This is a genomic window from Arthrobacter sp. B2060 (genome assembly GCF_059090445.1).
The window spans coordinates 109,500-121,590 of sequence record NZ_JBNHFR010000005.1 but is presented as its reverse complement, the minus strand read 5'-3'; the positions used below and the strand labels follow the sequence as shown (position 1 = coordinate 121,590).

At 65.1% G+C, this 12,091-nt stretch carries 14 protein-coding genes; 6 read left to right on the top strand and 8 right to left on the bottom strand.

All coding sequences use genetic code 11. The features are described 5' to 3' along the window. Positions 1 to 6: 6 nt before the first annotated feature. Positions 7 to 1,134: an Mrp/NBP35 family ATP-binding protein gene (locus AC5RUM_RS11060; RefSeq protein WP_494034968.1), complete on the top strand. Its 1,128-nt coding sequence runs from the start codon at positions 7 to 9 to the stop codon at positions 1,132 to 1,134. Between the two features lie 57 nt (positions 1,135 to 1,191). Here the strand turns inward: AC5RUM_RS11060 and AC5RUM_RS11055 are convergent, their stop codons facing one another. The 3 genes from AC5RUM_RS11055 to sigE all read right to left on the bottom strand — a co-directional run bounded on the left by AC5RUM_RS11055 (position 1,192) and on the right by sigE (position 3,359). Further along, entirely contained in the window at positions 1,192 to 1,599 is a 408-nt protein-coding gene (locus tag AC5RUM_RS11055; protein ID WP_494034967.1) for a twin-arginine translocase TatA/TatE family subunit, read from the bottom strand. A gap of 69 nt (positions 1,600 to 1,668) precedes the next feature. Continuing rightward, entirely contained in the window at positions 1,669 to 2,733 is a 1,065-nt protein-coding gene (locus AC5RUM_RS11050) for an anti-sigma factor (protein ID WP_494034966.1), read from the bottom strand. A gap of 8 nt (positions 2,734 to 2,741) precedes the next feature. Next, positions 2,742 to 3,359, bottom strand: a complete 618-nt coding sequence (sigE, locus tag AC5RUM_RS11045; protein ID WP_494034965.1) for an RNA polymerase sigma factor SigE — start codon at positions 3,357 to 3,359, stop codon at positions 2,742 to 2,744. Between the two features lie 309 nt (positions 3,360 to 3,668). On the opposite strand from sigE, the gene AC5RUM_RS11040 reads away from it, so the two are divergent. Beyond that, positions 3,669 to 4,301 (top strand): O-methyltransferase, encoded by a 633-nt coding sequence (locus AC5RUM_RS11040; protein WP_205655450.1) that lies wholly within the window; start codon positions 3,669 to 3,671, stop codon positions 4,299 to 4,301. Between the two features lie 137 nt (positions 4,302 to 4,438). Here AC5RUM_RS11040 and AC5RUM_RS11035 read toward each other — a convergent pair whose 3' ends face one another. The 4 genes from AC5RUM_RS11035 to AC5RUM_RS11020 form a co-directional block, all read right to left on the bottom strand. Next, positions 4,439 to 4,606 (bottom strand): DUF3117 domain-containing protein, encoded by a 168-nt coding sequence (locus AC5RUM_RS11035; protein WP_009357720.1) that lies wholly within the window; start codon positions 4,604 to 4,606, stop codon positions 4,439 to 4,441. Between the two features lie 231 nt (positions 4,607 to 4,837). Further along, entirely contained in the window at positions 4,838 to 6,085 is a 1,248-nt protein-coding gene (locus tag AC5RUM_RS11030; protein WP_494035147.1) for a hypothetical protein, read from the bottom strand. 125 nt (positions 6,086 to 6,210) lie between these two features. Further along, positions 6,211 to 6,654 carry a DivIVA domain-containing protein gene (locus tag AC5RUM_RS11025; RefSeq protein ID WP_494034964.1) on the bottom strand — a complete coding sequence of 148 codons (444 nt, stop codon included), beginning with the start codon at positions 6,652 to 6,654 and terminating at the stop codon, positions 6,211 to 6,213. Between the two features lie 32 nt (positions 6,655 to 6,686). Further along, positions 6,687 to 7,472, bottom strand: coding sequence for an LOG family protein (locus tag AC5RUM_RS11020; RefSeq protein ID WP_494034963.1), 786 nt, complete (start codon positions 7,470 to 7,472; stop codon positions 6,687 to 6,689). A 105-nt stretch (positions 7,473 to 7,577) separates the two neighbouring features. Here AC5RUM_RS11020 and AC5RUM_RS11015 point away from each other — a divergent pair, with 105 nt between their 5' ends. From AC5RUM_RS11015 to AC5RUM_RS11000, 4 genes are all read left to right on the top strand, one after another. Continuing rightward, positions 7,578 to 8,333 (top strand): amino acid ABC transporter ATP-binding protein, encoded by a 756-nt coding sequence (locus AC5RUM_RS11015; protein ID WP_494034962.1) that lies wholly within the window; start codon positions 7,578 to 7,580, stop codon positions 8,331 to 8,333. Positions 8,334 to 8,384: 51 nt separating this feature from the next. Then, complete coding sequence (locus AC5RUM_RS11010; protein ID WP_494034961.1) at positions 8,385 to 9,269, top strand: glutamate ABC transporter substrate-binding protein; 885 nt, start codon at positions 8,385 to 8,387, stop codon at positions 9,267 to 9,269. Between the two features lie 99 nt (positions 9,270 to 9,368). Continuing rightward, positions 9,369 to 10,019, top strand: coding sequence for an amino acid ABC transporter permease (locus AC5RUM_RS11005; protein WP_494034960.1), 651 nt, complete (start codon positions 9,369 to 9,371; stop codon positions 10,017 to 10,019). Next, a complete protein-coding gene (locus tag AC5RUM_RS11000; protein WP_494034959.1) occupies positions 10,016 to 10,855 on the top strand; it encodes an amino acid ABC transporter permease in 840 nt (279 codons plus the stop codon). Before AC5RUM_RS11005 ends, AC5RUM_RS11000 begins: the two co-directional genes overlap by 4 nt. Positions 10,856 to 10,945: 90 nt before the next feature. Here AC5RUM_RS11000 and dapE read toward each other — a convergent pair whose 3' ends face one another. Beyond that, positions 10,946 to 12,070, bottom strand: coding sequence for a succinyl-diaminopimelate desuccinylase (dapE, locus tag AC5RUM_RS10995; RefSeq protein ID WP_494034958.1), 1,125 nt, complete (start codon positions 12,068 to 12,070; stop codon positions 10,946 to 10,948). Positions 12,071 to 12,091 lie beyond the last annotated feature (21 nt).

The window sequence follows — 12,091 nt, the reverse complement described above, 5'->3', positions numbered from 1 at the left end:
CACAGCATGAGCACGTCCCTCGCCCCGGCAGTAAACGCTGCCCTGGCTACCGTTATCGACCCCGAGCTGCGCCGTCCCATCACGGAGCTCGGCATGGTTGATTCCGTGGACATTTCCGACGACGGCGCGGTGCGCCTTTCCGTGCTGCTCACCATCGCCGGCTGCCCCCTGCGGGACACGATCACGAAGGATTCGGAGGCCGCCTTGCTGGGCGTTCCCGGTGTCACCGCCGTCGAGGTCGAACTCAAGGTGATGACGCAGGCCCAGCGCGATGCCCTCAAAGAGCAGCTTCGGGGCCCGGGCGGCCAGCGGGGCATTCCGTTCAACCAGCCGGGATCGCTGACCAAGGTGTTTGCCGTGGCCAGCGGCAAGGGCGGCGTCGGCAAATCATCGGTGACAGTGAACCTGGCCTGCTCGCAGGCCGCCCAGGGCCTGCGTGTGGGGATCGTGGACGCGGACGTCTACGGCTTCTCCGTACCGGGCCTGATGGGCATCACCCAGGCCCCCACCCGGGTGGACGACATGATCCTTCCCCCGGTGGCGTACGGCGTAAAGGTCATCTCAATTGGCATGTTCGTCGCCGGCAACCAGCCGGTGGCGTGGCGGGGTCCCATGCTGCACCGCGCACTGGAGCAGTTCCTTACCGACGTCTACTTCGGCGACCTCGACGTGCTGTTCCTCGACCTGCCGCCGGGCACCGGCGACATCGCGATCTCGGTTGCCCAGCTGCTTCCCAAGGCCGAAATCCTCGTGGTCACCACCCCGCAGCCTGCCGCCGCCGACGTCGCCGAGCGTGCCGGGGCCATTGCCACCCAGACCGGGCAGACAGTGGCCGGCGTCATCGAGAACATGTCCCACCTCGAAATGCCCGACGGCGGGCGGATGGAGCTGTTCGGAAGCGGCGGCGGGCAGCTGCTCACCGAACGGCTAAGTGCCACGACGGGCACGCCGGTACCGCTTCTCGGACAGATCCCGCTGGACATACTGTTGCGGGAGGGCGGGGATTCGGGCCAGCCGATCGTCCTCGGCCGCCCGGAAACACCTGCCGCGGCGGCGCTGTCCGCCATTGCCGGCAAACTGGCGTCAAGGCCGCGTGGCCTGACGGGAATGAAGCTGGACGTCCAGCCCCGGTAACGGGAGGCCAAATCCGGCTCCAGTGACTGGCCGTCGAAATCCAGGCCGGATGAGCCCCTAGGTGGCTTCCGTGTCGAACGGCGCGGCCTCGCCGTCGGGCAACCGTTCGACGGTTCGGCCCGGCCGCGGAACAGCGGCATGGTCCACGGCCCCGGACACGGCCGCGCCGGCGGCGGCAACTGCGGGCCCGCCGGGGCTGACCGCCTTCGTGGTGTCTTCGAGCAGGGCTTCCTTGATGATGCGGCGGGGATCGTACTGACGGGGATCGTACTTCCTCCAGTCGACATCATCGATGTCTATGCCGACTTCTTCCTTGATCTGTTCCCGCGCACCGGATGCCATCCGCCGCAGTTCCCGAACGAGGTTTGTCAGTTTCTGGGTGTATTCGGGCAGGCGCTGGGGGCCGATCACCAGAATGCCGATGAGCAGCAGAAGGAGAAACTCCGGGCCGTTGATTCCAAACACTTTAGGAAGATTACCCTCTCCGGAGAGGCGCTGACGATTTCGCCGCCGTCACGGCGGCGCAGCACCGCGTCACCGCGCCAGGTGCCCGGTCATCTTGTCCAGGTGCAGGGCGAGTCTGCGCAGCCCGCGTTCCAGTCTTTCCACGACTGATTCATCGCCTGAACCTCGCGTCTCCGGGCCGGAGTCTGCCGCCACGCCATGGTCCAAACCGACCTGGCTTACAGGGCGTCCGGCCGCAGCCAAGGCTGCGACGGCATCGTCAGCAGCGTCCGCGGGCAGGTCCGATACGTAGGTGAATGTTCTCTTGCCGGCCTGGTAAATGGCGCTCCACGGGGCGGTGGCCTTGATCCAGAGCCGTCCCGCCCCTGCGTCACCGGCCGTATTGACGGCAACGAACCCATCGCTGCTCGCGGGGTGCCCCGTCAGTGGGTTGACCGGCACAGGCGTCTGGGCGGACCCCGCGGGCAGCTCCGGGTTGCCGGCTGCCGGCGCGGAGCGCTGTTCGAGGACAGTTGCCGTATGCTGTCCGTCCGAGAGGCGCAACTCCACGGCCGGCCGCCCGGCGTAGACCTTTGACATGGCAGACACGACGTGGAAGCCCATGGCCTGGAGATCGGGGCAGGCCCAGCCGTGCGAACGCAGAACTGCCACGTTCGAGTTGCCTGACGGATCCGCGGACACATCCGCGCCGGAGCTGCCCCCGGCCTCCGTTCCGCCGCTGCCGGCAGCGTCCGCGGAACGCTCCGCCTGTCCCGAGAAAGCAGCGGCCGCATACTGCCGCGGTTCCCCGGCGGCGATGTACGCGCCCGCCATGACGGCACCCGCAGCCACAATGGCAACGCCGCCGGCGGCCAGGCCTGCCAGCCTGAACGGGTGTGCCTGCGGGGCCGGAGCGGCCGGAGCCATGGCCAGTTCCCGGGTGTTGAGCAGCAGCCGCGCTGTCAGCTCGTCGCTGGCCGCCGGGACAGCTGCTTGCCGAAGCCGTTCAAGATACTCGCGCTGGCGGCGAAGGGCAGCGGCGCAATCGGCGCACCGGCTGACGTGGTCAGGGGTGCCCGGATGCCGAGACCCTGCCAGGGGCAGGGATGCGGCCGATTTCTTGGCGTTATGCAGAAAGCGGTTCAGTTGATGCATGGCGCCGATCAGAGAACGCTGGCGATGCGGGGCAGCTTGAGCCGCGGCTTGCGGGCCTGCTGCGGCCTCGGATCGCGATGGGCAAGCTTTTCACGCAACATGGTGCGGCCGCGGTGAATGCGCGAGCGCACCGTACCGAGCTTCACGCCCAGCGCTTCGGCAACCTCGTCGTAGGACAGTCCCTCCAGGTCGCACAGCACAACCGCCGCCCGGAAGTCCGGGGGAAGCTCCTCCAGCGCAGCCTGGACGTCCAGGTCCAAATTGTTGAGCTCGAAACTCTGCTCGGGTCCAGGCTCGCGCCCCGGAAGGCGGGACTCGGCATCCTCCGCCAGCGCGTCGAAGCGGATCCGGCTCTTGCGCCGGGCCTGATCGAGGAACAGGTTGGTGGTGATGCGGTGGAGCCAGCCGTCGAGCGTTCCGGGCTTGAAATTCTCCAGGGAACGGAAGACGCGGACGAACACCTCCTGGGTGAGGTCCTCGGCGTCGTACTTGTTGCCGGTGAGACGATACGCAAGCCGGTAGACCTTTGCCGAGTGGTTGGTCACAACCTCTTCCCAGGTGGGCATGACCCAGTCGGCCCCGGACTCTTCAACTGCAGGGACAGGTGCCACAACTGATCCTGACATCGTCCACTCCCCTCGTGGATGTACTAACGCCTGATGCGGTTTACATCATTGGTTCGGCGCCGATCACCACTTGGATGAGCGGATAATTATCATTTCAAACTTCGCTGGGAATTTCCTGACTGTGGGGCCCCCTTTAGCCGTAGGCGCAACCGAAACAGAGCCGGCGCGCGTCCCGGGCACCGGACGGCTGCGGCCGGGCGCCCGTGGTATCCGGCATCACAGCCTGTCCCGCCGTCACCTTCCCGCGCCATGCCGCCGGACACAGTACTCTGTTAGAAACATCCACCTGCCGCCCAGAAAGCGAAACCCATGAGCGCCGATAAGTCCACGAGCTGGTCCTACGCAGAAGATCTGCCTGCCGAGGATGAGGTCCTGCTGCGCGCCCGGGAACGTTCGTTCGAACTGGGCGTCACGCCCATCGGGCGCGGGGTCGGGGCCGTGCTGACGGTTCTGGCCGCAGCGTCAAAGGCCCAGACGGCCGTCGAAATTGGCACCGGCGCCGGGGTGTCCGGCGTCTGCCTCCTTCGCGGCCTGGGTCCGCAGGCGGTGCTGACCACCATCGATGTGGATGTCGAGCACCTCAAAGCAGCACGCGAGGCCTTCCAGGAAGCGGGCAGCCCCGCGAACCGGACGCGCACCATTTCCGGCCGTGCTGGTGACGTCCTGCCCAGGCTGACAGACGCCGCATACGATCTGGTGTTTGTCGACGGGGACAAGCCCAACTTCCCGCGCTACGTGGACCAGGCCGTACGCCTGCTCAAATCCGGCGGCCTCCTGATCGTCAACGATGCCCTGGACAAGGACCGCGTCTCCAACCCTGCGGCCCGCGACGCCACCACGGTGGTGCTGCGGCAGGTGGGCAAGGCCGTCCGCGACGACGACCGGCTCGCGTCCGCGATGCTGCCCACCGGGGACGGCCTGCTGGTAGCGGTCAAGAAGTAAGGCCGCGGTTAAGAAGCAGGGCCGCGGTTAAGAAGCAGGGCCGCGGTTAAGAAGCAGGGCCGCGCTTAAGAAGTAAGGCAGCGTTTAAGAAGTAAGGCAGGGCGCGCACCTTTCCGGTGCAGGCCCTGCCTGGCAAGCTATTCCGTAACGCCTACGAGGCATTCCTTGAGGTTGGCCGCCTCGGCGGCATTGAGTTCAACCACCAGCCGCCCCCCACCTTCGAGCGGCACACGCATGATCAGGCTGCGGCCCTCCTTGGTTACTTCCATAGGGCCGTCGCCGGTGCGTGGTTTCATAGCCGCCATGAGGAATATCCCCTCCAGTAGTCCCAGGACTGAGCAGCCCGGATGGGCTGAGTCCGCATGGTCAAACAAGCCCTATGGCGGCCGGTTCGGCAGCCGCCATGACTGAACTCTTCGAATGCTTTTTGTCCTTGCTTAGCTCCTATTATCCTGTAATTACCCGTCTGTAGCTAATCGATGGATATTCGACGGGGCAAGGATTCACACGGCGGCGGCGCAGGTATGGCCAGGGCATCAGGGCGGATAGTCTCCGCCGCCGGGCAGCTCAGCCCAGGCCCACAGCCAGACCACCCAGACGATCTGAAGCAGGACGAACATGGTCAGGACGGCTCCGCGGTAGGCCCTCGACCGCGAGACCAAAGCCGCCCCCAGGGCCAGCGGAAACAGCGGCAGCAGCATGCGGAAGGTGCTGGTCTGCGGGTGCAGGAACACCAGCAGGTATCCCATGTAGCAGGCGCACCACAGCCGCAGCTCCACACCCAGCTGCAGCACAGGGCGCGAGAGCATGAGCAGGGCGAACACGGCAACAAAAACGAACGGCGCCACGATGCCCAGCACCGGGCCGAACAGGAGCACACCGGTATCGAACCAAGGTTTGAACGGCACAAGGTCGTGCCCGCGCCACACGGTTTCGGTCTTGGTATAAGCCTCCATGTCGCCGGTTGCTGCCCACGCGATGGCCGGCCACAGGACCGCTGCTGCCCCGCAGGCTGCGGTCAGCCCGGCCAGCGACCAGAGTTCCCGCGGACTGTGGGCCGCCGTTTGTGCTTGAAGACCGGCGGCAGTCTTCTCCCGGCCGCCCCGCCACGCCTCCCAGAGGCGGTAAAGGAAGAGGATCCCGGCCATGGCTGCGAACGGAACACCCGTGGGCCTGGACAAACACATCAGCACGGCCACAGGGATCGCCGCAAGGTAGTGCCGGCGGAGTACCAGCAGGAGCGCCGACGCCAGCAGGAGGATGTTCAGGGACTCGGCGTACGGAACCTGAAGTATCGGCGAGACGGGAAAGCAGGCAAAGAACGCCACGGCCCACAGCGACGGCACATGAGCCGCCCGGTGCCGGAACAAGGCGTAGACCACGAGGGACGCAGCGAGGCCTGCCAGCATTGCGATGAGCGTGAGGGCGACTCCCGGGTCCATGCCCGTGGCCGCCGAGAGGGTCCGCCCCAGCAGCGGGAAGAGCGGATAGAAAGCCCAGGCGTTTTCCTGGACGTTCCCCGCTTCGTCGACCGGAAGCTCTGAGGGATAGCCATTGGCTATGACCTCGCCATACCAGCGGGCGTCCCAGATGTTTATGAAGTGCCAGTAATCGGGCTTGGCCGGGAACCAGGGATTGACGCCCTGGTGCAGCGCAGCGGACATGAAGATGCACGCACTGACCAGCCTGGCCGCCGCGTAAATCACCACGACCTGGAGCCACCACGGCCATTGTGCAGCCGCCGCCCACAGACGTGCCACGGCTGCGCTCAACGCACCCGTCACTGCAGAGGGCCTGCGCACCTCGGGAGCGCCGGACGCTGTCCATTCATTGCTGTCTGTGGCTGGACGGGAGCCTGGCCCGCCGGATGCTCCGGCGGCCTGCGGGCCGTGACCGGAGGCGGAACCGGTCAAGACTGCTCCTCTGCCACACGCCGGTCTGCCTGCATGGGCGGCTCCGCCGTTGCCGCATGGTTCGTTGCTGGATGGTCCGGTGCCGCAGACTGCTCCGCGGGGACAACCCCGAAGCCCTGGCCTCGAAGATGGGCGCGCAGCCCGGCGATTTCGGCATCTTTGGAGGCAAGCTGGTCCCTCAGCTCGTCAAGCACCTGGTCTACCTGATCCATCCGGTACCCTCGCAGCCCCAGGGAAAACCGGACACGGTCGACGTCGGCCGGCTTGGCCTCAGCCGGCAGCAGGACCGGCGGCAGCGAGGCCGCAGGCTCCTCGAAGCCGTCGTCGAACACCATGCCGGTGGGGCGTTTTCTTCGGAGGATTCGAGCCCCGAGGTCTGTCCCGATGACAGCCGTGACCCCGATCAGGACGATCGCAAGGAAGACAAGGAAGAAACTCACATCACCCATGGTGCCAGACCCCGGCGCCGCCGCTACTCAGGCCGCTGGTCCCCGTTGGTCGACGGCGGGCGGACATGTCCGTGGAGGACCAGGCTGACGGCTTCTTCCGCGGTATCCACCACCTGGATCAGGTCCAGGTCCTTCTCGGACACCATGCCTTCGGCCACCAGGGTGCCCTTGATCCACTCGATCATGGGCCCCCAGAACGAGGTGCTCAGAAGAACGATGGGGAACGAAGTCACCTTCTGCGTCTGGACCAGGACCATTGCTTCGAACAGCTCGTCAAGCGTGCCGAGGCCGCCGGGAAGGACGATGAAGCCCTGCGCGTACTTGACGAACATGGTCTTCCGCGCGAAGAAGTAACGGAAGTTGATGCCCAGGTCCACCCACTGGTTCAGGCCCTGTTCGAACGGGAGCTCAATGCCGAGACCGACGGAGACGCCATTGCCTTCCACGGCTCCCCTGTTGGCGGCCTCCATGGATCCCGGACCGCCACCCGTGATGACGGCAACCCCCGCCTCCGCCAGCTTGCGTCCCACGTCGACGCCCATTTCGTAGTACATGCTGCCCGGTTTCGTGCGCGCCGAACCGAAGACACTGACGGCCTGGCCGAGGTCGGACAGCGCTCCGAAGCCTTCCACGAATTCACTTTGGATCCGCATGACACGCCATGGATCGGTGTGGATGAAGTGGCCCGGGCCTTTGGTGTCAAGCAGCCGTTGGTCCGACATCTCCACCGCAGCCTGCTTGCGGCGCAGCTCGAGGGGCCCTTTGCGGCGGGGCTGGGCGGATTTAGACGGATCTGCGTTGATGCTCATCGTCCAAGGCTAACCTGCTGACGTGCAGGTATCTCTTGAATTACGATCAGCAGGAAGTCGGAGTGATTGCGGTCATAAGTGCGTGATGTTCGATAGATTCTTTCCATGACTACTCAAGTGCCCGACAATGCGCTCGTCTCCCTGAATGCCGTGAACAAGCATTACGGCCAGCTGCATGTTCTGAAGGACATCAATCTCCAGGTCCGCAAGGGCGAGGTCGTTGTGGTCATCGGGCCTTCGGGCTCGGGCAAGTCCACGCTGTGCCGAGCCATCAACCGTCTTGAAACGATTGACGACGGCGATATTTCGATTGACGGGAAGCTGCTGCCCGAGGAAGGCAAGGAGCTCGCGCGCCTCCGCGCCGACGTCGGAATGGTCTTCCAGTCGTTCAACCTTTTCGCCCACAAAACCATCCTTGAAAACGTCACCCTCGGGCCCATCAAGGTCAAGGGCATGTCCAAGGCGGAAGCGGACAAGGAAGCCATGGCCCTGCTCGAGCGCGTCGGAGTGGGCCACCAGGCTCCGAAGCTCCCGGCCCAGCTTTCCGGCGGCCAGCAGCAGCGCGTGGCCATCGCCCGCGCACTCGCCATGAAGCCGAAGGTCATGCTCTTTGACGAGCCCACGTCGGCCCTGGACCCCGAAATGATCAACGAGGTCCTGGACGTCATGATCCAGCTGGCGAAGGAAGGCATGACCATGATCGTCGTGACGCACGAGATGGGATTCGCCCGCAAGGCTGCGGACCGCGTCGTGTTCATGGCGGACGGCCAGATCGTGGAGGATGCCACGCCCGAAGAATTCTTCACCAATCCCCAGAGCAGCCGGGCCAAGGATTTCCTGTCCAAGCTCCTCACTCACTGAACCCCCCGGGTTCGCCCTGGCCGCTATCGGCCGCCCAATGAAAGGAATGTCATGAAGGCATTTTTGACCCGAAGGAAATCCCTTCTCGTAGCAGCATCCGCAGCCCTGGCGCTGACTCTGAGCGCTTGCGGCGGCGGCGGCGGCACCGGCACCAACCCTTCGCCCGCGGAGAAACCGAGTTTTGCTGCAGGCTCCACCATGGAGAAGCTCTCTTCAGCCGGCAAGGTGACGATCGGCACTAAGTTTGACCAGCCCCTGTTCGGCCAGAAGGGCTTGGACGGCAAGCCGGTGGGCTTTGACGTGGAAATCGGCAAGCTCATCGCAGCCAAGCTGGGAATCCCGGCTGACAAGATCGAATGGGTCGAAACCGTCTCCGCCAACCGCGAGCAGTTCATCAAGCAGGGCAGGGTGGACCTGATCGTCGCCACCTACACGATCAACGACAAGCGCAAGACCGAGGTCGACTTCGCCGGTCCTTACTACGAGGCCGGACAGGCCCTCATGGTGAACAAGGACAACACGTCCATCACCAAGCCTGAGGACGTCAAGGGCAAGAACGTCTGCTCCGTGACCGGTTCCACACCTGCCGGCACGATCGTGGAGAAGTACGGCGCCGTCCTGGTTCCGGCAGCCACCTACTCGGCCTGCCTTGAGCCGCTGCGCAACAAGCAGGTGGAAGCCATCACCACCGACAACGTGATCCTGGCCGGCTTCGTCAACAAGGAGCCGGATGCCTTCAAGCTCGCGTCGGACGAGACCTTCACCAAGGAGCCCTACGGCATCGGCCTGAAGAAGGACGACACCGTATTCCGCAACTGGATCAACGACCAGCTTGAGGAATTCGCCAAGGACGGGTCCTACAAGAAGGCCTGGGAGGACACAGCCGGTGCGGTCATCAAGACGGCACCTGAACTTCCCGCCATCGACCGCTACTAGAGCAGGCGTGGCGGTCACCGGCGGCCGGGCATCCCCGGCACCGGTGACCGCCGCTCCTTTTTTCCGAACAATTTCCCCCAAACGCAGCTGAAGGACCCTATGGACGTCATCATTGAAAGCCTCCCGCAGTATTGGGACGGCTTTCTCAGAACCCTGTTCCTGGCCGTCGTTTCCGGCATCATTGCCCTCGTGGCGGGCACACTGCTGGCAGCAGCCCGCGTATCCCCCGTGGCAGCGCTCCGCGGATTCAGCATGGCCTATGTGGAGGTGGTGCGTAACACCCCGCTGACCATCGCCTTCTTCTTCGCCGCCATTGTCCTGCCCCGGCTTGGTGTCACGTTCCAGCAGTTCGAAATCGCCGCCATCATCGCACTCAGCGCCTATACGGCCGCCTTTATTGCCGAGGCAGTGCGCTCGGGCGTCAACAGCGTTCCTCTGGGCCAGGCTGAGGCTGCGCGCAGCATCGGCATGACGTTCGGCCAGGTGCTGTCCCTGATCATCCTGCCCCAGGCCCTGCGCACGGTGATTCCGCCCATGATCAACATCCTCATCGCGCTCGTCAAGAACTCCTCCGTGGCCGGCGCATTCTTCGTGCTGGAACTGTTCGGCTACGGCAAGCAGCTGGCCAATGACCACGGCGACGCCGTCATGTGGGTCCTCGCGGGCGTTGCATTCTTCTATCTCCTCATCACTGTGCCGCTGGGCTACATCGCTCACCAGGTCGAACGAAAGGTGGCGATCGCGCGATGACTTCCGTTCTCTACGACGTCCCGGGGCCCAAAGCCCGCAGAATCTCGCTGATCGGCTCGGTCGTCGGTGTCGTCCTCATTGCCGGCCTCCTCGCACTTGCCCTTTTCACGCTCGCCCAGCAGGGAATCTTCGAGGCGCGGAGATGGGCTATCTTTGGGCAGGCGGATGTCTGGACGCTGATCTTCGACGGCATCGGCGCCACATTGAGTGCTGCCGCCATCGCAGCGGTGATCGCGTTCCCGCTGGGGCTCCTGCTTTGCCTCATGCGCATCTCGGACGTTGCATGGATCCGGGTTCCCACCCGGATCGTGCTGGAATTTTTCCGCGGCATGCCCGTGGTGCTGATGATGCTGTTTGTCCTGCTGGTGTTCGCCACCAGTCCCTTCATCGCGGTCGTGGCCGGGCTGGTCCTGTACAACGCGGCGATCTTCGCCGAGATCATCCGTGCGGGTATCCAGTCCCTTCCGAAGGGGCAGCGCGAGGCCGGCCTGGCGATCGGCCTGACCAGCTTCCAGTCACGGCTCAGCGTCGAACTGCCGCAGGCCATCCGCCGCATGCTTCCGTCCCTGGTGGCCCAGCTCGTGGTCCTTCTGAAGGACACCTCACTGGGCTACATCGTCGCGTATGGCGAGCTCCTGCGTGCCGTACAGGTCATGGCTGACTTCCTGGGCCCGCAGTTCCTGTTCCCCGTGTTCTTCGTGGCTGCGGCGATCTACATCGCCATCAACCTGGCTGTGTCGCGCCTCGCCATCTGGATTGAGCGCCACGGCTCCAAGAAAGCAGCAGGCGGTGTGGCGAAGGCACCCACCGCCGGCGTGACCACCGTGATCAAGTAAATCGGCCGGTAATCCATCCGGGAGCTCCTACGAAACGAAGGCCCGCAACCACCAGGTTGCGGGCCTTCGTTTCGCAATGATGTGCCGGCGTCAGGCCAGCCACTTCTGCAGCGCCCGCAGGCAGGCACGCACGGCTTCGGCCTCGACGTGTTCGTTGTCCTTGTGCGCAAGCAAAGCGTCGCCCGGCCCGAAGTTCACCGCCGGCACGCCCAGTTCACTGAAACGCGCGACGTCGGTCCAGCCGTATTTGGGTTTGGGTTCGGCGCCCACGGCGGCCACGAACGAGGCGGCGGCCGGGTGGTTCAGTCCGGGCCGGGCTCCGGCCGCGCTGTCGGTGCGGACGACGTCGAACCCCTCAAGCAGTTCCCGCACATGGGCCTCGGCCTGGTCAGGCGTTTTGTCCGGCGCGAAGCGGTAGTTGATCTCGACGACGCAGCGGTCCGGTATGACATTGCCCGCCGTGCCTCCCTGGATCTTCACGGCGTTGAGGCTTTCGCGGTAATCCAGGCCGTCCACGTTGATGGTCTCCGGCTGGTAGGCCGCGAGCCGTTCGAGGATGGGCGCGGCGGCGTGGATGGCGTTTCGTCCCATCCAGGCGCGCGCTGAGTGCGCGGCCTCGCCCTGCGTAGTGGCCTGGAGCCGCATGGTGCCGTTGCAGCCTCCTTCCACGGTGCCGTCCGTTGGCTCCAGGAGGATGGCGAAGTCTCCTTCGAGAAGCGGTCCGTGGTTGCGCACCAGCCTTCCGAGGCCGCTCTTCACGGCCTCGACCTCCTCGTGGTCGTAGAAAACGAAGGTGACGTCCTTGGACGGCTCGGCACCGCCGTCAAACAGGGACGCCGCCAAGGCCAGCTGGACGGCTACGCCGCCCTTCATGTCGGTGGCACCCCGGCCGTACAGGACGCCGTCGCCGGCAACACCGGACGGCCAGGTGGACGGCACCGTCCCCAGCGACTCCCCGGTGACCGGCAGCGGAACTGTGTCCAGATGGCCGGCGAGGATGACGCGCTCGGACCGTCCGAGGGATGTGCGGGCGATGACGGCGTCCCCGTCGCGCAGCAGGTTAAGGCCGGGGAGCTGCCGAAGGGCCACCTCCACAGCGTCAGCAAGCTCCGTTTCGTTGCCCGACACACTGTTGATGTCGATCAGCGCGGCTGTCAGCAGCGCCACGTCCTGGCGGAGGTCGAGGGTTATGGGTGCGGTTTCGGCAATCACCATCCAACTCTATCCCCGGGGCGC

Bases quoted from the DNA above. Each gene is read 5' to 3' on its own strand.
- AC5RUM_RS11000 (WP_494034959.1), top strand. From the start codon at position 10,016: ATGACTTCCGTTCTCTACGACGTCCCGGGGCCCAAAGCCCGCAGAATC.
- AC5RUM_RS11040 (WP_205655450.1), top strand. From the start codon at position 3,669: ATGAGCGCCGATAAGTCCACGAGCTGGTCCTACGCAGAAGATCTGCCT.
- AC5RUM_RS11005 (WP_494034960.1), top strand. From the start codon at position 9,369: ATGGACGTCATCATTGAAAGCCTCCCGCAGTATTGGGACGGCTTTCTC.
- sigE (WP_494034965.1), bottom strand. From the start codon at position 3,359: ATGTCAGGATCAGTTGTGGCACCTGTCCCTGCAGTTGAAGAGTCCGGG.
- dapE (WP_494034958.1), bottom strand. From the start codon at position 12,070: ATGGTGATTGCCGAAACCGCACCCATAACCCTCGACCTCCGCCAGGAC.
- AC5RUM_RS11035 (WP_009357720.1), bottom strand. From the start codon at position 4,606: ATGGCGGCTATGAAACCACGCACCGGCGACGGCCCTATGGAAGTAACC.
- AC5RUM_RS11015 (WP_494034962.1), top strand. From the start codon at position 7,578: ATGACTACTCAAGTGCCCGACAATGCGCTCGTCTCCCTGAATGCCGTG.
- AC5RUM_RS11020 (WP_494034963.1), bottom strand. From the start codon at position 7,472: ATGAGCATCAACGCAGATCCGTCTAAATCCGCCCAGCCCCGCCGCAAA.
- AC5RUM_RS11010 (WP_494034961.1), top strand. From the start codon at position 8,385: ATGAAGGCATTTTTGACCCGAAGGAAATCCCTTCTCGTAGCAGCATCC.
- AC5RUM_RS11050 (WP_494034966.1), bottom strand. From the start codon at position 2,733: ATGCATCAACTGAACCGCTTTCTGCATAACGCCAAGAAATCGGCCGCA.
- AC5RUM_RS11060 (WP_494034968.1), top strand. From the start codon at position 7: ATGAGCACGTCCCTCGCCCCGGCAGTAAACGCTGCCCTGGCTACCGTT.